The 20,911-nt window shown below is 63.1% G+C and carries 24 protein-coding genes; 11 read left to right on the plus strand and 13 right to left on the minus strand.

Annotated elements, in window-relative coordinates; all coding sequences use genetic code 11:
* Window positions 1–4 precede the first annotated feature (4 nt).
* Window positions 5–1,630, minus strand: coding sequence for a fatty-acid--CoA ligase FadD8 (gene fadD8 / locus KXR83_RS23290; protein WP_437426882.1), 1,626 nt, complete (start codon window positions 1,628–1,630; stop codon window positions 5–7).
* A gap of 83 nt (window positions 1,631–1,713) precedes the next feature.
* Here fadD8 and KXR83_RS23295 point away from each other — a divergent pair, with 83 nt between their 5' ends.
* The 3 genes from KXR83_RS23295 (at window position 1,714) to KXR83_RS23305 (ending at window position 5,052) form a co-directional block, all read left to right on the plus strand.
* Window positions 1,714–2,121, plus strand: coding sequence for an NUDIX hydrolase (locus tag KXR83_RS23295; RefSeq protein WP_437426883.1), 408 nt, complete (start codon window positions 1,714–1,716; stop codon window positions 2,119–2,121).
* A gap of 107 nt (window positions 2,122–2,228) precedes the next feature.
* Window positions 2,229–2,759, plus strand: a complete 531-nt coding sequence (locus tag KXR83_RS23300) for a GNAT family N-acetyltransferase (RefSeq protein WP_437426884.1) — start codon at window positions 2,229–2,231, stop codon at window positions 2,757–2,759.
* A gap of 118 nt (window positions 2,760–2,877) precedes the next feature.
* Window positions 2,878–5,052, plus strand: a complete 2,175-nt coding sequence (locus KXR83_RS23305; protein WP_023958015.1) for a glutamine synthetase III family protein — start codon at window positions 2,878–2,880, stop codon at window positions 5,050–5,052.
* Between the two features lie 88 nt (window positions 5,053–5,140).
* Here KXR83_RS23305 and bluB read toward each other — a convergent pair whose 3' ends face one another.
* Window positions 5,141–5,785, minus strand: a complete 645-nt coding sequence (gene bluB, locus KXR83_RS23310; RefSeq protein ID WP_116915207.1) for a 5,6-dimethylbenzimidazole synthase — start codon at window positions 5,783–5,785, stop codon at window positions 5,141–5,143.
* On the minus strand, window positions 5,782–6,660 hold the full coding sequence (locus KXR83_RS23315; RefSeq protein ID WP_437426885.1) for a LysR family transcriptional regulator: 879 nt from the start codon (window positions 6,658–6,660) through the stop codon (window positions 5,782–5,784). Before KXR83_RS23315 ends, bluB begins: the two co-directional genes overlap by 4 nt.
* 99 nt (window positions 6,661–6,759) lie before the next feature.
* Here KXR83_RS23315 and KXR83_RS23320 point away from each other — a divergent pair, with 99 nt between their 5' ends.
* On the plus strand, window positions 6,760–7,128 hold the full coding sequence (locus KXR83_RS23320; RefSeq protein WP_437426886.1) for a YybH family protein: 369 nt from the start codon (window positions 6,760–6,762) through the stop codon (window positions 7,126–7,128).
* A 4-nt stretch (window positions 7,129–7,132) separates the two neighbouring features.
* On the opposite strand, the gene KXR83_RS23325 is transcribed toward KXR83_RS23320, so the two are convergent.
* The gene (locus KXR83_RS23325; protein WP_437426887.1) at window positions 7,133–7,756 is read right to left on the minus strand and encodes a helix-turn-helix domain-containing protein; all 624 of its coding nucleotides are present in this window, start codon (window positions 7,754–7,756) and stop codon (window positions 7,133–7,135) included.
* 70 nt (window positions 7,757–7,826) lie between these two features.
* On the opposite strand from KXR83_RS23325, the gene KXR83_RS23330 reads away from it, so the two are divergent.
* From KXR83_RS23330 to KXR83_RS23340, 3 genes are all read left to right on the plus strand, one after another.
* A complete protein-coding gene (locus KXR83_RS23330) occupies window positions 7,827–8,666 on the plus strand; it encodes an alpha/beta fold hydrolase (protein ID WP_437426888.1) in 840 nt (279 codons plus the stop codon).
* 70 nt (window positions 8,667–8,736) lie between these two features.
* Window positions 8,737–9,945, plus strand: a complete 1,209-nt coding sequence (locus KXR83_RS23335; protein ID WP_437426889.1) for a multidrug effflux MFS transporter — start codon at window positions 8,737–8,739, stop codon at window positions 9,943–9,945.
* 52 nt (window positions 9,946–9,997) lie between these two features.
* On the plus strand, window positions 9,998–10,642 hold the full coding sequence (locus KXR83_RS23340) for an FMN-dependent NADH-azoreductase (protein ID WP_437426890.1): 645 nt from the start codon (window positions 9,998–10,000) through the stop codon (window positions 10,640–10,642).
* Here KXR83_RS23340 and KXR83_RS23345 read toward each other — a convergent pair.
* Together KXR83_RS23345 and KXR83_RS23350 are read right to left on the minus strand one after the other, a co-directional pair.
* Window positions 10,639–12,159: an ATP-dependent DNA ligase gene (locus tag KXR83_RS23345; RefSeq protein WP_437426891.1), complete on the minus strand. Its 1,521-nt coding sequence runs from the start codon at window positions 12,157–12,159 to the stop codon at window positions 10,639–10,641. The genes KXR83_RS23340 and KXR83_RS23345 overlap by 4 nt on opposite strands.
* Before the next feature lie 35 nt (window positions 12,160–12,194).
* Window positions 12,195–12,965 carry a group II truncated hemoglobin gene (locus KXR83_RS23350; RefSeq protein ID WP_437426892.1) on the minus strand — a complete coding sequence of 257 codons (771 nt, stop codon included), beginning with the start codon at window positions 12,963–12,965 and terminating at the stop codon, window positions 12,195–12,197.
* Between the two features lie 178 nt (window positions 12,966–13,143).
* Here KXR83_RS23350 and KXR83_RS23355 point away from each other — a divergent pair, with 178 nt between their 5' ends.
* On the plus strand, window positions 13,144–13,959 hold the full coding sequence (locus KXR83_RS23355; RefSeq protein WP_437426932.1) for an HAD family hydrolase: 816 nt from the start codon (window positions 13,144–13,146) through the stop codon (window positions 13,957–13,959).
* Here the strand turns inward: KXR83_RS23355 and KXR83_RS23360 are convergent.
* Both KXR83_RS23360 and KXR83_RS23365 read right to left on the minus strand, forming a co-directional pair.
* Window positions 13,956–15,503, minus strand: a complete 1,548-nt coding sequence (locus KXR83_RS23360) for a carboxylesterase/lipase family protein (protein ID WP_437426893.1) — start codon at window positions 15,501–15,503, stop codon at window positions 13,956–13,958. The two genes, KXR83_RS23355 and KXR83_RS23360, sit on opposite strands and share 4 nt — an antisense overlap.
* Before the next feature lie 134 nt (window positions 15,504–15,637).
* Window positions 15,638–15,997, minus strand: a complete 360-nt coding sequence (locus tag KXR83_RS23365; protein ID WP_437426894.1) for a histone-like nucleoid-structuring protein Lsr2 — start codon at window positions 15,995–15,997, stop codon at window positions 15,638–15,640.
* A 333-nt stretch (window positions 15,998–16,330) separates the two neighbouring features.
* Between KXR83_RS23365 and KXR83_RS23370 the strand changes: the two genes are divergently transcribed.
* The 3 genes from KXR83_RS23370 (at window position 16,331) to KXR83_RS23380 (ending at window position 17,732) form a co-directional block, all read left to right on the plus strand.
* Window positions 16,331–16,546, plus strand: a complete 216-nt coding sequence (locus KXR83_RS23370; protein WP_437426895.1) for an acyl carrier protein — start codon at window positions 16,331–16,333, stop codon at window positions 16,544–16,546.
* 179 nt (window positions 16,547–16,725) lie between these two features.
* Window positions 16,726–17,079: an ArsR/SmtB family transcription factor gene (locus KXR83_RS23375; RefSeq protein ID WP_437426896.1), complete on the plus strand. Its 354-nt coding sequence runs from the start codon at window positions 16,726–16,728 to the stop codon at window positions 17,077–17,079.
* A complete protein-coding gene (locus KXR83_RS23380) occupies window positions 17,076–17,732 on the plus strand; it encodes an SRPBCC domain-containing protein (protein WP_437426897.1) in 657 nt (218 codons plus the stop codon). Before KXR83_RS23375 ends, KXR83_RS23380 begins: the two co-directional genes overlap by 4 nt.
* 16 nt (window positions 17,733–17,748) lie before the next feature.
* Here KXR83_RS23380 and KXR83_RS23385 read toward each other — a convergent pair whose 3' ends face one another.
* From KXR83_RS23385 to KXR83_RS23405, 5 genes are all read right to left on the minus strand, one after another.
* Complete coding sequence (locus KXR83_RS23385; protein WP_437426898.1) at window positions 17,749–18,735, minus strand: LLM class F420-dependent oxidoreductase; 987 nt, start codon at window positions 18,733–18,735, stop codon at window positions 17,749–17,751.
* Window positions 18,736–18,872: 137 nt separating this feature from the next.
* On the minus strand, window positions 18,873–19,487 hold the full coding sequence (locus KXR83_RS23390) for a dihydrofolate reductase family protein (protein WP_437426899.1): 615 nt from the start codon (window positions 19,485–19,487) through the stop codon (window positions 18,873–18,875).
* Entirely contained in the window at window positions 19,487–19,966 is a 480-nt protein-coding gene (locus KXR83_RS23395; protein WP_437426900.1) for an SRPBCC family protein, read from the minus strand. The genes KXR83_RS23390 and KXR83_RS23395 overlap by 1 nt, the downstream gene beginning before the upstream one ends.
* A 1-nt stretch (window position 19,967) precedes the next feature.
* The gene (locus KXR83_RS23400; protein WP_437426901.1) at window positions 19,968–20,318 is read right to left on the minus strand and encodes an ArsR/SmtB family transcription factor; all 351 of its coding nucleotides are present in this window, start codon (window positions 20,316–20,318) and stop codon (window positions 19,968–19,970) included.
* A gap of 112 nt (window positions 20,319–20,430) precedes the next feature.
* Window positions 20,431–20,781 carry a cupin gene (locus KXR83_RS23405; RefSeq protein ID WP_223249095.1) on the minus strand — a complete coding sequence of 117 codons (351 nt, stop codon included), beginning with the start codon at window positions 20,779–20,781 and terminating at the stop codon, window positions 20,431–20,433.
* Window positions 20,782–20,911 lie beyond the last annotated feature (130 nt).

Raw genomic sequence — 20,911 nt, forward strand, 5'->3', positions numbered from 1 at the left:
TCGACTACCCGACAGAGCGGTCGCTGTCGCTCCAGTACTGCTTGCGCAGCGCCTTCTTGTCCGGTTTGCCCAAAGCGGTCAATGGCAGAGCGTCGGCGACGACGATCTGCTTCGGCGACTGGACCGCACCCTTGCGCTCTTTGACCGCGTCCTGGATCTCGGTGGTCATCCGCGCGATCGACGATTCGTCCGTGGGCGCATCGGACCGCAGCACCACGATCGCGGTCACCGCTTCACCCCACTTCTCGTCGGGAACTCCGATGACGCCGACCTGCGCGACCGAAGGGTGTTCGGCGACAACATCTTCGACTTCGCGGGGGAAGACATTGAACCCGCCGGTGACGATCATGTCCTTGGTGCGGTCGACGATGAACCAGAAGCCGTCCTCGTCTTCTCTCGCGACATCTCCGGTGCGAAGCCAGCCGTCTCGAAATGCTTCTGCCGTTGCTTCGGGTAGTCCCCAATAGCCACCCGCCAGCAGCGGACCGGCCACGCAGATCTCCCCGGGCTCCCCTACCGCGACCGGCTTGTCGTCTTCACCCAGGAGGGCGGTGCGCAAGAATGCGGATGGACGGCCGCAACTCGACAGCCGCTTGTCATCGTGGGCGTCCTTGGGGAGGTAGCTGATCACCATCGGTGCTTCGGACTGTCCGTAGTACTGCGCGAAGATCGGACCAAAGCGTTCGATGGCCTCGGCCAGCCGGACAGGGTTGATCGCGGATGCTCCGTAGTAGACGGTCTCCAGCGACGACAGATCGCGGGTGTGCGAATCGGGGTGGTCCATCAAGGCGTACAGCATCGATGGCACCAGCATGGTGGCGGTGATCTTCTGTTCTTCGATGGTGCGCAGCACTTCGGCGGGATCGAACTTCGGCAACACCACCATCGAGCCGCCCTTCATCAGGGTCGGAACGAAGAATGCAGCCCCAGCATGCGACAGCGGGGTGCACATCAGGAATTTCGGGTGCTCCGGCCATTCCCACTCGGAGAGCTGAATCTGCGTCATCGTGGACATTGCCGAAGCAGTCCCGATGACTCCCTTCGGCTTTCCGGTTGTGCCACCGGTGTAGGTGATCGACACGATGTGATCGGGGGGAAGATCAGCCGCTTTGAGAGGCTTGGCCTCGAACCGCTGCGACTCCGCGATCACGTCGCGGGCGACCTCTGAGAGCTCAGATGGAACCGGGCCCAGCGTGAGTACCTGCTTGAGACTGTCGACACGCTCGAGGAGTGCGGCCGCGCGCTCGACGAACATCGGCACCGGGTCGATGACCAGGGTGGTGATCTGCGCGTCGCTCAGCACATAAGCATGGTCGTCGAGCGATCCGAGCGGATGTAGAGCACTGCGTCGCCACCCCTGGGTTTGTCCCGCTCCGATGACCAACAGGACCTCGGGCCGGTTGAGAGCCAGCAGGCCGACCGCACTGCCCGATCCGGCGCCGAGTGATTCGAACGCCTGGGTGTATTTGCTGATCTGCTCGGCCATCTGCCCCCCGGTGAGGGTGGTGTCGCCGAGGAACAGGACCGGCTCGTTCGCATGGCGGCGCAGCGCCGCGACCATGAGGTGGCCCAGGTGGGTGCCGCCGCGCAGATGGTCGAAATCGGTGGGGGTATCCGCAGAAACTGTCATGTCGTCAGACTAGAACGTGTTACAGATTTGGGGAAGTTCTTCACCAAAACCGCCGGTGATCGGCATCGTGGTAGAAATGCGCGGTGCCTGAATCGGACCAGCAGACCTTGACCGTGGCGGCCGTGTGTTTCTCCGACGACCACCAGAGAATCCTCACCGTGCGCAAGTCGGACACACAGATGTTCATGTTCCCGGGCGGCAAACTCGAAGCCGGCGAAGACGCGACCGCTGCCGCGATCCGCGAGGTGGACGAGGAGATCGGGATTCGGCTCACTGCTGACGACCTGATGCTCGTGGGCACCTTCCGGGCACCCGCGGCCAACGAGACCGACACCATGATCTCCGCCACGGTCTTCAGCTCACGACTTCCCGCGATCCCCATCGCCTCCGCGGAAATCGCCGAACTGCGGTGGGTGCACCGCACTGACACCGGAGCAGATCTGGCACCACTGCTGCGCGATCACGTCTTCCCGGTGATGAACGCTCACTGAGGCGTGGTGCCGGCGCAACAACCCGGCCTCCCCGGCGCGCGTTCGACCGCTGACCGGCGGCCGTCAAATCGTTTGACCATCCCTCATGTCGCGCACATGCTGGACGAGTGCGGTTCCGCCCGATCGAGCGTCATGACCTACCTCTGATCCAGCGATGGCTGGAACAGCCGCATGTGGCGAGATTCTGGAACCACGACACGTCCGACGCGGCCGTAGAGCGGGACTTCGGTGGCAGCATCGAGGGCACCGAACCGTGTGAGGTCTTCGTCGTGATGCACGACGGTGCGCCGATCGGTGTGATCCAGCGGTATCTGTTCTCCGCCTACCCCGAGGATCTCGTCGAGATGCAAACCCTGGTCTCCGTGCCTCCGAACGCTTTGTCTGTCGACTACTTCATCGGTGTCCCCGATCTCACCGGCCAAGGATTGGGCACTGCCATGATCCGCGAGATGGTCGACAAGTCATGGGTTGATCATCCGTTATCCGACACGATCATCGTTCCGGTTGCGGTGGCCAACCCCGCTTCGTGGCGCGCCCTGCTCGCTGCCGGCTTCACTCAGGTCGCCACCGGGTATCTCACACCGGACAATCCGATCGACGACGGTCGACACCACGTGTTCCGAACGGACCGGCCGTAGTCGGTCGCTTCTCATCGTCACAGCGACGAAATGAGCCCGTTATAGATGATTCGTAGGGTTCGCAGGTCAGGGCTTTCCCAGAACAAGGTGGAGAGTCCGTGCCTGAAGGGTCTAACACATGAGTGGAAACAACATCCGGCTTGCCGCGATCACTGCGGTCGAGGCGTACACGCCGCCTCCCCCCAGTTTCGACACGGCCGAGGCTCCCGGAGACATCTTCGGCGAGAACGTGTTCAACAAATCGGTCATGCTCAAACGCCTACCGAAGAATGTCTACAAGTCCGTCATGGCGACGATCGAAAAGGGAACCACATTGGATCCCGCGATCGCCGACGCCGTCGCGTCAGCGATGAAGGATTGGGCACTGGAGAAGGGGGCGACACATTACGCTCACGTCTTCTATCCCCTGACGGGCTTGACCGCGGAGAAGCATGACAGCTTCCTCGAGCCGGCGAGCGACGGTTCGACACTCGCAGAGTTCCAGGGCAAGACGCTCATCCAGGGCGAGCCCGACGCGTCGAGTTTCCCCAACGGAGGGCTTCGCAACACCTTCGAGGCACGCGGGTACACCGGCTGGGACGTGACCAGTCCGGCATATGTGTTGGAGAACCCGAACGGCAATACTCTCTGCATACCAACAGTTTTCGTGTCGATGACCGGCGAGGCCCTGGATCACAAGACCCCGCTACTGCGCTCACAACAGGCGATGGGTAAGCACGCCGAGCGTGTGCTGCGGCTGTTCGGTCACTCGAACCCGGGCCACATCGTGGCCTTCTGCGGGCCCGAGCAGGAGTACTTCCTGGTGGATCGACACTTCTTTCTGGCGCGTCCCGACCTGATCAACGCCGGCCGCACATTGTTCGGCACCAAGCCCCCCAAGGGCCAGGAGTTCGACGACCACTACTTCGGTGCCATTCCCGAGCGGGTCCTCGGATTCATGATGGACACCGAACGTGAACTGTTCAAACTCGGGATCCCAGCCAAGACCCGGCACAACGAGGTGGCGCCAGGGCAATTCGAGATCGCGCCGATGTTCGAACGAGGCAACATCGCGGCCGACCATCAGCAGCTCCTCATGACAACCTTCAAGACCGTTGCCAAAAAGCACGGCATGGAATGCCTGTTCCACGAGAAGCCATTCGAAGGTGTGAACGGTTCGGGCAAGCATGTGAACTTCTCGCTCGGCAACGACAAGTTCGGCAGTCTCCTGGTTCCAGGGGACACTCCTCATGAGAACGCGCAATTCCTGGTCTTCTGTGCGGCTGTCATCCGCGCCGTACACCTGCACGCGGGGCTCCTACGGGTCTCGGTCGCCTCGGCGACCAACGACCATCGTCTCGGCGCCAACGAGGCGCCGCCGGCCATCGTCTCGATCTTCCTCGGTGAGCAGCTGGCCGATGTGTTCGAGCAGATCGCCAAGGGCGAGGCCACCTCGTCAAAGGGCAAGGGCACCATGATCATCGGCGTGGACACCCTCCCTGTGCTGCCGACCGATCCGGGCGATCGAAACCGCACCAGCTCCTTCGCTTTCACCGGGAATCGCTTCGAGTTCAGGGCGCCGGGATCGATGCAGACGATCAGCGAACCCATGGTTGTCCTGAACACCATCATGGCCGACTCGCTGGACCACTGTGCGACCGTTCTCGAGGAAGCGGTCAAGGAAGGTGTCCAGTTCGACACCGCCGTCCAGAAGCTGCTCACCGACATCATCACCGAACACGGCGCCGTGGTGTTCAACGGCGACGGCTATTCCGACACGTGGCCGATCGAAGCGGAGTCGCGCGGTCTGCCGAACCTGAAGACCACCGTCGACGCATTGCCAGAGCTGATCTCTGCCAAGTCGATCGAACTCTTCTCCAAGTACGGCGTGTTCAACGAGCGCGAGATGCACAGCCGGTACGAGATCGGCTTGGAGCACTACACCCTGACGATCGGGGTCGAGGCCAAGCTCACCCTCGAGATCGGGTCGACCCTGGTTCTACCGGCCGCGGTCAGGTACCAGACAGAATTGGCGACCAACGTCGGAGCGTTGAAAGCGGCAGGCGTGGAAGCAGATCTCACGCTCCTCAACGCACTGTCCGAACCGCTTGCAGCTTTGACGAGCGGTCTGACGCACCTCAAGGAGGCTCTGGCGACACATGTCGAGGGAAGCTACGAAGAAGCGGTGCACGCCAAGGACGCACTGCTACCCGCGATGGACGCGGTGCGCGAAGCCGCCGACCAGATCGAAGCGCAGATCGCAGATGATCTCTGGCCGCTGCCGACCTACCAGGAGATGCTCTACATCCTGTAGATCAACCAGCTCTCGGATGACCGGGAACATGCTGTCGAACAGAATCGTCGCCCCCATTCGGGGCGACGATTCTGTCTGTCAAAGGCGCTCAGCTCCAGCGGTTTTCGGTGACGAACTCGGAGATCGGCCGACCGTGTGCCCAATCATCGATCTCCAGGGCAGGCCGGTCGGGAAAATCGGGAACAGGTCCGAGGCAGAGCACTGCGACCGGCTCGGCGCCGGGCGGCAGGTCGAGCAGATCACTGAGGACCTCAGGATCGAACAGCGACACCCAGCCCATCCCGAGGCCTTCCGCCCGGGCGGCCAACCACATGTTCTGGATGGCACAGGACACCGAGGCGAGGTCCATTCTCGGCATCGTTCGACGCCCGAAAATGTGCCGGTCGCGGTCGTCGCCGAGTGCCACGACCAGCAGTTCGGCACAATCGAGTACACCTTCGACCTTCAGCTGAAGGAACTCGTCCGACCGCTCCCCCAACGCCTCCGCAGTCCGACACCGTTCTTCGTCGACGATGTCGCGGATCTTCCGGCGCAGCATGTTGTCGGTGATGCGCAGGAATCGCCAGGGCTGCATCAGCCCCACACTCGGGGCCGCATGGGCAGCCTGCAGGAGTCGAGTCAAGACCTCCTCGGGCACCACCGAATCGGGAACGAACCGCCGCATGTCTCGTCGTTCGCCGATGGCCCGGTACACGGCTGCTCGTTCGGAGTCGGCGAAAGCGTGAGGATTCACAGCGCGAATGCCTCCTCGAGTTCGGGCACCAGCGCACGAACGGCGGGGCCGGCGGACTCGGGCCAGACGACAGCCAGCAGTGCGGGATCAGGTAGACCTGCAAGGGGAACGGCGGTGAGTCGATCACGATGATCGTCCGCCATCGACATGCTCAGTATGCCGATTCCGAGTCCTCTGGCCGCCAGTTCCACGATGGCATCCGGAGCACTTGCTTCCAGCGCGATCACCGGTTCCACACCGTGAGCACGACATGCTCGGTCGAATGCTGTTCTCAGACCGGTCCCCGCAGGCATGGCGATGATGCGTTGGTCGGCGATGTCGTTCACGCTCAGGCTTTTCCGCCTGTCCAACGAGTGGCCCACAGGCACCACCGCACACAGACCTTCACTCACGATCGTCATCGAGTTGAGTCCGGACGGAAGACTACCGGCCGCACCGATCAGAGCGAGATCGATTGTTCCACTGCGTACTTCACCGACCATCAGGTCCGATGAGCTCTCGCGCAACATCACCTCCACCCCTGGATGCGACCGATGGAACTTCTCCAAGGCGGCAAACAACGGCGTGATGGTGCAACCGGTCACCATGCCGATGGTGAGGTGGCCACGCAGCAAACCCGCCACCTCGTCGACAGCCTGTTCCACTCCCGCAGCCGCAGCCAGCGCATGCCGAGCCGGTTCGAGTGCCGCACGCCCAGCCGGCGTCAGCCGCACCACCCGACTGGAGCGGTCGAACAGTTCGCAGTCCAGTTCCTTCTCCAGCTGCCTGATCTGTGCGCTCACCCCGGATTGACTGATGTGAACCCGTTCTGCCGCACGCGTGAAGTTCGATTCGTCAGCCACCGCGACGAAGTACTCGAGTTGACGTAGCTCCATATCCAGTAATTCTAGTTTGCAGAAGAACAATCTGTTGGACTTCTTGAATGGCGGACGTGAGGCTGAATTCAGTCACATACCGACCAACGAGGAGACATCGTGCCGAATCGAGAACGGGCGCTGCGCCCTGAGGACCTGACCCGACTGTTCGTCGAACGCTGCAACGCAGGCGACGCGGAGGGGGTGGCATTGCTCTACGAAGACGACGCTGTCATGGCCTATCCCCCGGGCGCGAAGACCGTCGGTCGCGCGGCCATCCAGGCGTTGTGGGAGAAGGTGCTGACCTCGCGGCCACAGTTCGAACCAGAGGCGCCGCTGCCGACTCTCATCAGCGGAGACATCGCCTTGACGTCAACACCACCCCGAGACGGATCAGGCGCACGAGCACAGGTGGTGCGGCGTCAACCCGACGGCAGCTGGCTCAGGCTGCTCGACCAGCCGGAGTTCGTCCCACCGTCTGCCGATTGACCCTCTAATCGGCCAGCGGACCGTGTGGATCGACGAGCAGCGTCACCTGAGCAGCAAACCAGCGACACCACAGATCACCGCTCCATCGCTGTTCGTCGACCAACATCAGCCACACCCGCCGGGACGCCATCGTCCACACCGCATCAACGATGAGCGTCTCGGGGTCGGCGTCAAGGATTAGCGACAGCGCAAAGCGGACTTCGTTGTGACGGGTGCGTTCACGCTCGGCGAGCCGCGAAGCCGCCTCTGCATCGGTGACAGCCGCCTGATCGAGCACGGCCTGGATGACCGCTGACCGTTCGTGCGCGCCGCAGAGCCATCGTGCCCCGGCCGCTATTCGCGCGCGTCGATCGCCGACGCCCATCGCGCGATACTCGGGCATCTCTCGAACTGGGATGGCCCGACCATCAGAGAGCGCACCATCGATACACGCGTCGAGCAGCGCCAACTTCGATTCGAACTGGGAGTAGACCGTCTGACGCGTGACTCCCGCGGCAGCAGCAACTTTCGCCATCGTGGTGGGCACCCACCCTTCCTCGACGAACATCGCGTGTGCCGCTGCCACGACTGCGCGTCGTTTTTCGAGAGCTCGTTCTGCGCGTACCTCCGACGAGTATGTGCGGACCATTCGATCAGCCTATATTCATTTGACTTTACGCGCTGTAATCTCAATTGGACCGATCAATGAGGAGCTCCCCATGGCCATTGCCGAAATCACGTCCACTGTCCCCACCAGCCTGGGTGATCTGCACGTCCGCGCAGTGGGCAACGGTCCACCCGCGGTGTTGTGGCACAGCATGTTCGTGGACTCGTCGAGCTGGGACCGGGTGCTGCCCACCCTCACCGAACACCGGCGTCTCTTTCTCATCGACGCCCCCTCGTCTGGTAAGAGCGACGCCCTGGCACGGCCCACCGACATCGGCGCCTGCGCATCTGCAGCAGCTGAACTGATGACGTCGCTGGCCGAAGACCTCGACGGACCAGTCGACTGGCTCGGCAACGCATGGGGAGGCCACGTCGGAATGCACTTGGCCGCAACACGTCCTGACCTGGTCCGCACTCTCACCGCGATCAGCGCACCGACAAATCCGATCAGCAAGCCGTTGCGTCTGAAGGTCCGTGCCCTCGCCCCGCTGTACCGCATGTTCGGTCCTCGGGGGTTACCGCGCAAGGCGATCGAAGAGACACTGTTCACCGACCGGACACGGGCGACCGATACAGAAGCAGTCGCGTTGCTCAGGGCTTCGATGCGGCGAGTGACGAACGCGGCGATGGTGAATGCGATCTCCACCGCAATTCTCAACCGAACAGACCTGACGTGGGCGGTGGAGAGAATCGCCTGTCCGACTCTGTTCGTCACCACTGATGACCGAGGCGAATGGACGCCCGAGGAGGCCAGAGCTGTCGCGGCAACGATGACCGATGCGCGCGAGGTCACCGTCAAGGGTGCCCGCGTCATTCCGGCGATCGAACAGCCCGTGGCCCTGGCCACCGCAGTCATCGAGTTCTGGAACGAGCAGCGCGACAACGTCGTCTGACGCTCCCGACGCGTTCTGGCCCGCGGGGCGGTAGCGTTCTCCGGATGCTGCGATTGACGGAAATGACTTCGTGACGAGGCCGACCGCGCCTGTGGCGTCGCGCGGGATCGTCGCGATCCTGTTGATGGTCATTCCGCTGAGCCAGATTCCGCTGGACGCATATACCCCGGCACTCCCCGACATGGCGACCGAGCTCGGGTCGACAAGCACAACGATGCAGAATACGGTCACCGCCTACATGTTGGGTATGGCGTTGGCCTTCATCCCGGTGGGCGTGATCTCGGACGCGGTGGGGCGCAAACCGGTGTTGCTGGTGTGCCTTTCGATCGTCGTCGCAACGAGCCTGGGTTGTTCGGTCTCAGACGACGTGATCACCTTGCTGGTCCTACGCTTTCTCCAGGGTTGCGGGGCCTGCGCCTGCCTGGTCCTGGCCTACGCCATCGCCGCCGATTGCTTCGCCGGTACTCGACTGATCGCCGTCTCGGGCCTACTCGGCGCAGCGTGGGGCGTGGCTCCGGTACTGGCTCCGGCGGTCGGCGGACTGCTGGTGCAGTTCATCTCGTGGCGGTGGATCTTCGCTCTCATCGCGCTACTTGCTGCCTCGGTCGCTGTCCTGGTCACGGTCGCACTACCGGAAACACTCGCAGCTGATGACCGCGATCGGGTGGACTTGCGGGTCACCGCCCGTGTCCTGACCGCCGCGTTACGCCACCGCGTGTTCGTGGTGCTGATCGTCGTATTCGGCCTGATGGCATCAGCCCAGTTGGTATTCGGTGTGGTCGGCCCATTTCTCTATCAAGAAGAACTGGACTTCTCACCGGCCGCGTACGGCGCGATGGCCTTGATCGTCGGAGGTGCGAACCTACTGGGCGAGCTGGCGTGCGGCACACTTGCGACCCGCATCCGCACCCGACCGCTGGCCTTCGGCGCACTGGGCGTCTTCTTCTGCGGGGCAATTGTTCTCGTCGCTTCCGCAGCGCTGATGGGCGTGAACGCACCGGCCATCACCATCGGCGCCTGTCTCGCCTTGGCCGGGTGCGGTGTCTTGTGCCCGCAGATGTATGGACTTGCCCTGGGCTTGTTCGACCGCAATCTCGGCTTGATCGGCGGGGTGGTGAGTGCAGGGTGTTACCTCATCGTCAGTGCCGCAATGACCACCGCAGGGGTCCTCCCCGAGAACTCGCAAGCACCATTGGGCTGGCTGTACCTCGGGATCGGAATCGCCGTCGGAGCGCTGCTTTTGTGGGCCACGGCACCCAAACGGATAGGCGTCCGGTAGGACGCGGCGACACTCATCGGACCCGTCTGGCAGCGATGGGCAGAATGAGACCATGGCTCACCTACTTCACCTCGATTCGTCCGCCGACGTCCACACCTCCCGATCTCGCGAGCTGACCAAGCTGTTCGCGCAGACATGGCTCGCCGCCGACTCGACAAGAACGGTCACCTACCGAGATCTCCATCGCGACCCCATCCCACACCTTTCCGACGCAGGTCTGCACTACGCCACCCGGCTTCGGTCTGCCACAGAGAAGCCCAGTGAAGAGTCGGAGGCCCTGCAGTGGCAACTGATCAACGAAGTGATTGCCGCCGACATGGTGGTCATCGGTGCGCCCATGTACAACTGGTCGTTGCCCTCCACCCTGAAGGCCTGGATCGACCACATTCACGTGCTGGGCACCACAGCACCTTTCGACACTCCCGACCAACCGTTCGCAGACAAGCCGGTGGTGGTCATCTCCTCGCGAGGCCTTGTGTACACGCCCGGCACGGCCGAGGAGTCGCTGGACCACACCATTCCGCCACTGACCCAGGTTCTCGGGAAAGCACTGGGGATGCGGGTCGAGGTTGTCACCGACGACCTCACCTTGGTAGGTCGCATCCCGGATCTGGATTCGAAATCGGCACAGGCCGCCGAGGCCAGGCGCAGCTCCGAGACGCGCGTCCGTCAACTCGCCGGGCAGCCGTTGGACTAACTCCCGTCCCCCGGCAACATCGCCCGGACCGCCTCGATGGTGTCGGCCATCGCGGCGGTCTTGTCCGGCCGGTACCGCAAGACGCGTGCGAAACGCAACGCGACACCGCCGGGATATCGAGTGCTCACCTGCACGCCATCCAACTCGATCTCCACCACGATCTGAGGATGCACATACACCGTGTGCTGGTCCCGGTCTCGCTCCACCTTCGGGAATTCTTCTGTCTGCCAACGCAACAGCTCATCGGTGAGCCCCTTGAACGTCTTACCCACCATGATCGGTTCCCCGCCATCCGGATCGCGAGCGCCGAGGTGCAGATTGGAGAGGTAGCCCGTCCGACGGCCGTAGCCCCACTCGGCACCCAGCACGATGAGATCGAGCGTGTGCTCCGGCTTGACCTTCTGCCACGACTTGCCCCGACGGCCCGCCGCGTACGTCGAGTCGAGGGCTTTGATCATGATGCCTTCATGACCGGCGGCGAGCGCCGCATCGAGATGGGCCTCGGTCTCCTCGACAGTCGGAGATCGTAGCGCCGGAATCCGATGTTGGGGCGCAAGGCGATCGAGTACAACTACTCGGTCGGACAGCGGCCGGTCGAGCAGGTCTTCACCGTCGAGATGCAGGCAGTCGAAGAAATATGGCTGCAGCAATAGATCGCGCTGAGAACTGGCACCGAACCTGCTCATCGTCTCCTGAAACGGCCGAGGTCGGCCGGAGTCGGCGAGCGCCAGCGTCTCCCCGTCCAGAACCACCGACTCACACGGCAGGTCACGCACCAACTGCACGAGCTCGGGTACCCGATCGGTGATGTCGTTGAGTGTTCGTGTGAAGATCGCCACGTCATCGCCGTTGCGATGTACCTGGATTCGAGCCCCATCGAGCTTGTACTCCACGCTCACGTTCCCACCGAGCGCCGAATGCGCCTCGCCGAGCGACTTCGCGGGCGAGGCAAGCATCGGCCGCACCGGCCGGCCGACCTCCAAACCGAATGACTGAAGGGCGGCTGCGCCGCCGCCCATTGCCGCGGCGGCGGTCTCGGCAAGGCTGCCCGACAGCATGAACGCGCGCCTCACCACGTCAACCGGCAGATTGGAAGCCGTCGCGATCGCCTCGGTCATCACGCCTTCCAGCGCACCCTGGCGTACTTCCCCGGTGAGCAACCGGATGAGGAACTCTTGTTCGCCTGCGGTCGCCCTCTCGAACAGGCTGCCCAGCAACTCCTTTCGAAGTTTGACCGAGCCGGCACCGGAGGTCGCGGCCAACTCGTCGAACAGGTTGTCGACCTCTGCCACCGTCCACGTCGGGGCTGCGGCCGCGTGCGCCCGAGCCCCCGAGAGCGTGCGCCAACCGATGCCGAGTCGGCCTTGCAGTGTCTCGCCTGACAGCCAGGCGACCACAGCGCGTACGTCCTGCGGCGCGGCGCCCCGCAACAGATCTGCGATGGCGAGGGTCTTCGCTTTCCGCGAGCGGGTTGCGGCGACCGCCGCGCTGGTGGTCACGACGTCATCGAGGTGCATCCGTCAACGCTATCGATCGCTTCGGACAGGACCGTTCAACCTTGCCAGGGAGGGGCCATCCCCCAGCCCCAACGCGGCACCGGGGCATGCCGCATCGGCGTGGCTCCCGGTTGGGAGTTCTCCACCGCTATGCGGGTGCCCCACTCGAGGTAGGCGACAAAGGCCGACCTGAACTCTGGATCGCTGGGCAGACCCACTTCGTCCGCTGCATCGAGCAGTAGGTCCACCCAGCGCCGGCGTTGCGTCTGCGTGATGGCCTTACCGACGTGATGGGCCAGCATGTTCTCGTAGCCGCCGCCATGCGCGGTGTATTCGGCAGGGCCGCCGAATACCTCGCCCACCCACGAGGCGACATGTTGCGCGTGGTGCGCATCCATTCCGGCGAACAACGGTGCCAGCAACTCGTCTTGCGGGACCAGTTCGTAGAAACGAGTGAAAAGCTCATCGAACGCTTCCGCGCCGCCCGCCCATTCGAACAGGGTCGGCGGGACGTCGGCGCCCGAGCCGGTACCGGTCACGCCGGTCAGCTCGTAGTGCTGCATCTCGTCGATGGCGCCCACGTAATTCTTGATCTCGGCGAAAAACGCCCGGAACCGTTCACTGCCGCGAAAGCCTGTCAGATGCCCATCCAGGGAGTCCCATGTGATGCGCAGGATGTAGTGGTCGGGCTTTTCGACTGCTCGCGACAACTCGAAGTCGATGCAGTGCTCGGACTTGCGCAGGGCGTCGGCGGCGCGGGCGTACGCAGCCTCGAACTCGGCAGCTGATGATTCGTCGATGCGGTAGCGGATGTACTCCAGGATCATGGCGGGCCTCCAGCGCAGACGTTACAGCGGGCAGAGGGCGCGCACCGCGAAACGGGATCGGAGATGCTCCATTCGGCTTGGCCGCGGCAGCGGCGCGCGACCTCGCCAACCGCCTGAACCGCTATCTCGTGCAACGGGCCGCATCACCGCTTGGCATCATGCTCGTGTGAGTATCCGGATGCTGGCCACCGACCTCGACGGCACCTTGCTGACGTCTCGACGAACGATCAGTGAACGGTCGGCGGCGGCCATGGCCGCCGCTGCTACAGCCGGTGTCCGAGTGGTATGGGCGACTGCGAGAGCGCAACATTCGGTCCGCAACCTTGCTGTCGACAGTGGCTTTCGCGGTTATGCCGTTGCTGCGAACGGCGCCGTGTTGATCGACCTCACCGATGGCGAGGCCACCATCTTCGACGTGCAGGCGATGGCATCTGAGGTCGCCGACACGGCAATCGAACAAGTGCGAACCCTCTTTCCCGGCACCGTGTTCGCCGTGGTCGGCCCGACTCGTTTCATCGCCGACCCGGCATACGCCGCACTTTGTGTGTTCGCCGACCACCATCGAGATCCGCTGACCATGGAGATGAGCGACACGGCCTCGCTGGACAACGAACCGATCGTCAAAGTCGTTGCGCGCCACGCTCATATCCCGAGCGTCGATCTCTTTCGGCGGGTGGCGAAGGCCGGGATCCCTGGCGTGACCCCCACCCATTCCGGCGCGCCCTACGTGGAGATGGCCGCCGAAGGCGTCTCCAAGGCCAGTGGACTCGCCCGACTGTGTGACGCGTGGGGCATCGATCCGACCGAGGTCGCGGCCTGTGGAGACGCGATCAACGATCTGCCGATGCTCGAATGGGCCGGCCTGGCGCTGTGTCCGGCAAACGGCTCACCCGATGCCCTCGCTGCTGCCGATCACATCCTGGCGACCAATGACGACGACGGGGTGGCCAGGTATCTCGAAGGCCTCCTCGATGCCCCCGGTGATACCGGTTAGAGGAAGTTCAGCACCTCGGTACCCCACGCCGCACGTAAATCCCGGTCGAGGTCATCGACCACTTTGTCTTGCCTGTCGATCACCAGGGTCGCACGCTGATCCGGTACGTATGGGGGCCATTCCGGGTCACCCGGTAGTCCGCCGGGATGACCGTCGACGGCGAAGTTCACCCATCGATTCTGGAGACGGGCAGAAAGCGCCTTGCCCACTTTCAGGCCACCGAGTTTGAACGTGATGTCCTTGCGACCGGCCACCAGGTTGCCCCAGACATACGGCAATTCGGTGGCATGGGTGGCCCCGACCCGCAAGGCCCGCAGCATCGGTGTGGCCCAGTCGAACCGGTAGAGATACACCGGCGCGACGGCACTGTGCGCTTCGGCGAGCCAGATGGTCGGCATCCGAAAACCGACGTCGCGGGCGACTGCGAGTCCGGCTGCCTTCATCTTCAAACCCGAGTAGGCCGAACCGATCTCGGCTTCACTCGGTAGTTTGAGTTCCGGCTGTTCTGCCGCGATCTCGGCGAACATCGCGCGAATCGCATCCGGCGTGATCGGCATCAACGGCGACTTCATCCACTTGAACAGCGCCGCCTCGTCTTTGTTGGTTCCGATGATGAGGGGAACGGGGTGTGAGCGGCCGGCTCGGGCCGCCGCCAACGGATAGTCAGGCAACAGATCCTTGTCGACCACCGGTGCGAACGCGAGCGTGCCGGGTGTTGCGGCCGGCACATCGCTGAACAATTCGAGTCCTGCCGACACCAGGCGATCGACCGGCATGTCGTACAGTGTCGCAACCTGATCCGGTTCGACCCCGACCTTCTGGAGAAAGATGTCGGCGGCGCGTTTCGCCCTTGCGCTGTCGTACACCGAGGTCGCCGGCGAGCTCTGCGCGATTGCACGGGAGAACAGCCCTGACGCAGCAGGAACGGTCAGGAGTGTCGTGACGATGCCCCCACCCGCTGATTCCCCGAAAAGGGTCACCCGTTCCGGGTCTCCCCCGAAGCCGGCAATGTTGTCTTGAACCCATTGCAACGCGAGGACCACGTCTCGCAGCGCGAGGTTGGTGTCGAAAACGCGCTCCTCGGTGTTGAACGCCGACAGATCAAGAAATCCCAGCGCACCGAGTCTGTAGTTCACCGTCACCAACACGACGTCGCCATCAGAGACAAGCGCGCGCCCGTCGTACAACGGCTGACTCGACGTGCCGAAAATATATGCGCCCCCATGGATCCAGACCATCACGGGCCGTGGGTCGTCCGGAGTGACCACCGACGCGGACCAGACGTTGAGGCTCAGGCAATCCTCGTCCTTGACGGCGCCGGGTCCGAGCGTGATAACCGGATTGTTCGGTTGCGGTGCCACCGGACCGAACGTGGTCGCGTCGACGACGTCGGCCCAAGGTTCCGGTGGCACCGGCGCCCGCCAACGCCGCTCGCCCGTGGGTGGCGCCGCATAGCGGATACCCCGCCACGACTTGGTGATCCCGTCATCCAGGCCCCGAACCGGCCCACTGGTGGTTGTCACCACGTTCTCGTCGTCTGCCATGTCTGAGCTCCTACCGAGGAAGGCAATGTCGCTCACACTACGCAAACGGTCGCTTACGCGAATGCAGACAACATCATCCGTCCACGTCGCGCAGAGAATCTGAGCCGGCGCGGAGACAACCCACTACTCGTGCATCAGTTGTGAGCCGCGTTGAATGCCTCGACGATGGCGTTGGGAATACGACCGCGGTCGGAGACCTCGTAACCGTTCTCGCGGGCCCATTCACGGATGGCGGCCAATTGCGACTTGTCGCTGCGCACTTCGGAGGTGGCCGGCGACTGCTTGGCGGTGGCCCTGCGCTGACGGCCACCGATCTTGGTGGCCTTGTCGATCCACTTCTGCATGTCTTTGTCGAACTTCTCGGCCGACTTGGGCCCGAGATCGAGGGAGTATTCGACACCGTTGACGGTGAACGTTTCCACGATCACCTCTGAAGGGTCGAGATCGGAACCGTCGAGGTCGTCGGTGATCTGTTCGATGGTTTTGCGTGCCATGTTCTGCGCCCTCTTCGTCGGGGAGGCGGTCCAGCGCCTGATGGGTGGTGACGTCTCGTGTTCGCCCGAACATACCTTTGTCCGCCTCTGTACACCGAACTGGGGATAGCGCTCCCGCGCCGAGTCTGCTGTCGCGCCGGGTCGAGATGCCATGCCGCATCTCGACACCGGTCAGGCGGTGTTGATGAAGCGCTGTCCTTCATGCCAGAAAGGGGCTCCGCCCCGAGTCGGCGCCGGTGTTCCAGAGTGATTCCTGCCGAGCATGTTTGAAACCGGATAACGGAGGAATCCTTCATGTGGCCTGAATCACTATTCTGAAAGGAAGGTTTGAACATGCCTGCAGGACAAACCGGATTCGATGATGTTTCGTTCGATCTGATCTCGGTGCAATACCACTCGCTGAAAGCCGGACACGACTACGGCCAGTACGTGCGTGATGCCCGCAACGCCGGCCGTGACGACATCGCAGACTTCTTCGAGCAGGTGATGGCTCAAGACTCCGAACGCGCTGAGAAGTGCCACGGATTCCTGCGCGATCTCCAGAGCTGACGCGGCAGGTTCGTACCTGTCGCTGATCTTGCCGACGGGGACGATGACCCCAGAACCGGGCCGTTCCCCCACCGATCCCTCACCACTCGACCCGCCTCCCCGGCGGGTCGTTTTTCGTTGGGCACATCGACACTATTTGCGTCTTGACTTATATAAGTAGCCAGTGAAATATAGCTGTGGTGCACGCACTCGACATCCTCGGCGATCCGGTCAGAAGGAGACTGCTCGAGCTGCTCGCGGACGGAGAACGGTCGGCCGGCGAGCTATCGCAAGCAATCGGCAGCGAGTTCGGAATCAGCCAACCGGCGGTGTCCCAGCACCTCCGCGTCCTGCGCGACAACGGTTACGCGACCGTACGTCCCGACGGGGCACGCCGGCTCTACGCGGTAGATGCCGATCCGTTGCGCGCTGTCGATGAATGGCTTGCGGCATTCCGCGGCTTCTGGACGCCGCGATTGGCCGCGCTGGACACCGAGATCGCCCGTGGCAAGCGCACACGAAAAGGAACAACCCACCGAGAGGACCTGACATGACCGACGGCCAATTGCCCGATACGGCAAAGCAACTCAGCAGTGTGGAGAGGGCGGTTACCGCAAAGGACAACGGCTCGACGATCAGCACATCAGCCCGCCTGAGTCAGGTGTACAACACCTCGGTGGCCGACCTCTGGGAAGCCTGCACCACAGCAGACCGCTTGGCCCGGTGGTTCGGCAATGTCACTGGCGACCTGGTACTGGGAGGCGAATACCACATCGAAGGAAATGCCAGCGGCACCGTCGAAACCTGCGATCCCCCGACGAGCTTCACTCTCACCTGGAAGTTCGGCGAAGAGATCACCTACCTGACGGTCCGGCTCGAAGAAGTCGCCGATGAGAAGTCGCGACTTGTCATCGAGCACTCCGGCGACATCGACCCCGATCGGTGGGCCCAGTACGGACCGGGCGCGGTCGGGATCGGCTGGGACCTCGGACTGCTCGGTCTCGCGCTGCACCTCGAGACCGGGGCCGATGTGCCGGCCGAGACCAGCGAGTGGGCCCAGACCGAATCCGCCCAGCAGTTCATGTCCGAGAGCAGTCGGCGTTGGGCAGACGCGCATATTGCTGCGGGCGCATCGCAGGATGCCGCGCGTTCGGCCGAGATGCGAACCACGGCCTTCTATCTGGGCACGGACGTCCCCGAGGCGTGATTCAGACGACGGCCTCTCACGCGAGCGCGGGCAAGACCTCCTTCTCGAAGAGTTCGATTCCCGAAAGATCGTATGCAGCTTCGGGGAAATAGAAGATGCCGTAGGAGAGACCATGGCCCTTGAGTACGGTCAGCTTTTCGATGATCTGCTCAGGGGTCCCCACCCCTGGTAGTCCGCGAAACGCACCTAGGGCACCCTCGGCCGCATCTGCGCCGACGTGCGGGGTCAGTCGATCTTTGAGCGTGCTCAACCGCTGTTCCACCTCGGCCTCGGTGGAACCGATCGCGACGTTGTAGTTGGCAGATCGAACAATCGCGTCGAAGTCAGACCCGACGGCTTCGCAGTGCGTCCGCAGAATGTCGGACTTTCGTACAAATCCTTCGGGGGTGCCGTCGAAGTTCGTGTACTGCGCGTACTTCGCCGCGATCTTCAAGGTGACCTTCTCGCCCCCACCTGCGATCCACAAGGGAATGCCGCCCTCCTGCAGAGGAAGTGGACGGACGATTGCACCATCGACCTGGTAGTGCTTCCCATCGAGCGATGCCGAGCCTGTGCTCCACGCCTGCTTCATGATCTGCACACCCTCGTCGAGCCGGCCCAGTCGTTCCCCCGCCGACGGGAAGCCATAGCCATAGGCACGCCACTCGTGCTCGTACCAGCCGCCGCCGATCCCCATTTCGACCCGGCCGCCCGAGATGAGATCGGTGGTGGCTGCCACCTTCGCGAGATATGCCGGGTTCCGGTAGCTCATCGCCGTGCACATCTGCCCCAGCCGGACGCGAGACGTGGATGCTGCGAGCGCCGACATCAACGTCCACGCCTCGTGGGTGGCCTCGTCGGTGGGAGCGGGAACCGTGTGGAAGTGGTCGTAGACCCACACCGAGTCCCACGGACCGTTGTCGGCGCGCACCGCGAAGTCGCGCATCACCGGCCATTGGTCGGCGGGGTCGATCCCGACTAGGTCCAGACGCCATCCCTGAGGCACAAACAATCCGAATCGCATGAACCCGATCGTAATGGGAAGCGTTCTCTGTGTCCGCCTGCGCGTCGCCACCGCGCAGTGTGGCGCCGGTGGTCGAAGGTTGCGCCCTGGGAAGCACTTCACGCCCGTCACAGCACCTTTCGGTACAGATTCGCCGACTACACCGGTTCGTAGGTACCTGTCACCGGCGCACCAACGGTCTTGTATTCATGAATGGCAAGACCGCCTGGGGTCTTCTCATGGCGGATGAGTTGTAGACCTGCGGGCGTTCCCCCGGCAGGGAACAACCGCCGTCCTGAACCCACCACCACCGGAGCGATCACCAGCCGGATCTCATCGACCAATCCCGCGGCTAGCATCGACTGTCCGAGCCGGGCACTCCCATGGATCTGGAGGTCGCGACCCGGCCGGGATTTCAATTCGGCGACCTGCCCCGCCACGTCACCGGACAAGATCGTCGTCGGGGACCGGGCGGCAGTAGTCAGAGATTGGGAGGCAACGTATTTCGGGAGACCGTTCATGTTCTTCGTGAATGGATCGTCGGGGTCGGTGATCGCCGGCCAGTCACGCGCGAAGTTCTCATATGTGCGCCGACCCACCAACAAACCGTCCGCTTGGTCGAGCCATCTAGCGGCGATCCTGATGAACTCTTCGTCCATGTGCGGAACCAACCAGCCGCCTCCCGTGAACCCGTCAGTCGTGTCTTCGTCGGGAGACCCGGGACCCTGACAGACCCCATCAAGTGACACGAACTGCATGAGCGTCAGCTTCATCAGCTGGGCTCGCCTTCGACCAGATCTGCGAGCTGCCGGGTGACAGTACCCCAACCGTCATGAAAGCCCATGCGCTCGTGGCTGTCTCGATCCGCAGGGGAACGGTGCAGGGCTCTGGCCTCATACGCAGTGCCTTCAGGGTGGTCGGCAACAGTGATGATGGCAGTCATGAACGCGTCCGTCGATGGGCGCCAGCCGCCTGTGAGGCTGTCGGTGAAAACAATCCGCCGGAACGGGTCGACAGCGAGGAAACAGCCGGTGATGTGTGGTTCGAATCCAGCCCCGTCTTCGCTGATCTCGGTACGGAAAGAACCGCCGGGCCGCAAATCCATCTCGCGCACCCTGCATACCGTCGGATGGGGAACCCACCACTTCTCGAACTTGGCAGGGTTTGTCCAGGCGTCCCACACCGCGGCAGCCGGAGCCTTGATGACCCTGGAGATGACGAGGTCGAGCTCAGGGTTGGGCTGTGTTGTCATGTCATTTCTCCTGATGTTGTTGCGTCGCTACCTCATTGACGACAAAGCTCTCGAGTCGATCGGTGCGTTGTTGCCACAGGGCGCGCTGGCTTTCCAACCAATCCTGCGCGACATCGAACTGTTGTTGCTCGATCACGCACGTGCGAACCCGGCCGACCTTCATCGTGCGTATCCAGCCGCTGTCTTCGAGTTGCCGGATGTGTTTCATGAAGGAGGGCAAGGCCATGTCGAACGGCTGGGCGAGCTCGCTGATACTCGCCGGCCCCTCCCCCAGGCGCCCGATGACCGCCCTGCGGGTGGGATCAGCGAGGGCTTGGAAAACCCCGTTCAATTGCTCTGAATACTGAGCCATAAGGCAAACTATCAGCGTTCGGATACTTAGCGCAAGGGCTAAGTGTCACCGGGTCGCGCCGCAGCCCCGGTGCGCCTATCTGCGCGCAGGCGAAGGGGTCAAGATGATCGGGTCAGCGCCGCGATGGTTCGCCGTAACCGGTGACCGTGGTCAGGATGAAAACGGAGTCCTCGATCGCGGTCACGCTGTGCCGATGGTGCGTGAGCCCACGAAGTTCACCTACGTTCAGGACGACCTCACCCTCATCCGCGGTCACCTTCACCCTGCCGCTGAGAACAAGCATGCTCGCTGCCGGCGGCGAATTGTGTTCGCCAAGTTCGGTACCGGCAACCATCGCCATCAACGTCTGGCGCAGCGGTCCGTCGTGAACGAGGATGTCGGCACTGCGGCCATGCGCATCGTCGCGTGCGATGTCCAGGTGCTTGCGAGACAGATCTTCCAGGGTGGAGCTCGTATCGACCACGTCGTCCTCGCTTCATGATGTGCGCTCGAAGTTCTCCGCCCACGCTATCGCGTCACGGCTCACCGAGGCGACCACACGCCCGATCCAGCCTCCGCGCGGCCTCAGTTACAGAATTGACCGCGGCGGTCGG

Origin of the sequence: Williamsia muralis, from assembly GCF_051487485.1 — a bacterium.
Lineage (GTDB): Bacteria > Actinomycetota > Actinomycetes > Mycobacteriales > Mycobacteriaceae > Williamsia > Williamsia muralis_B.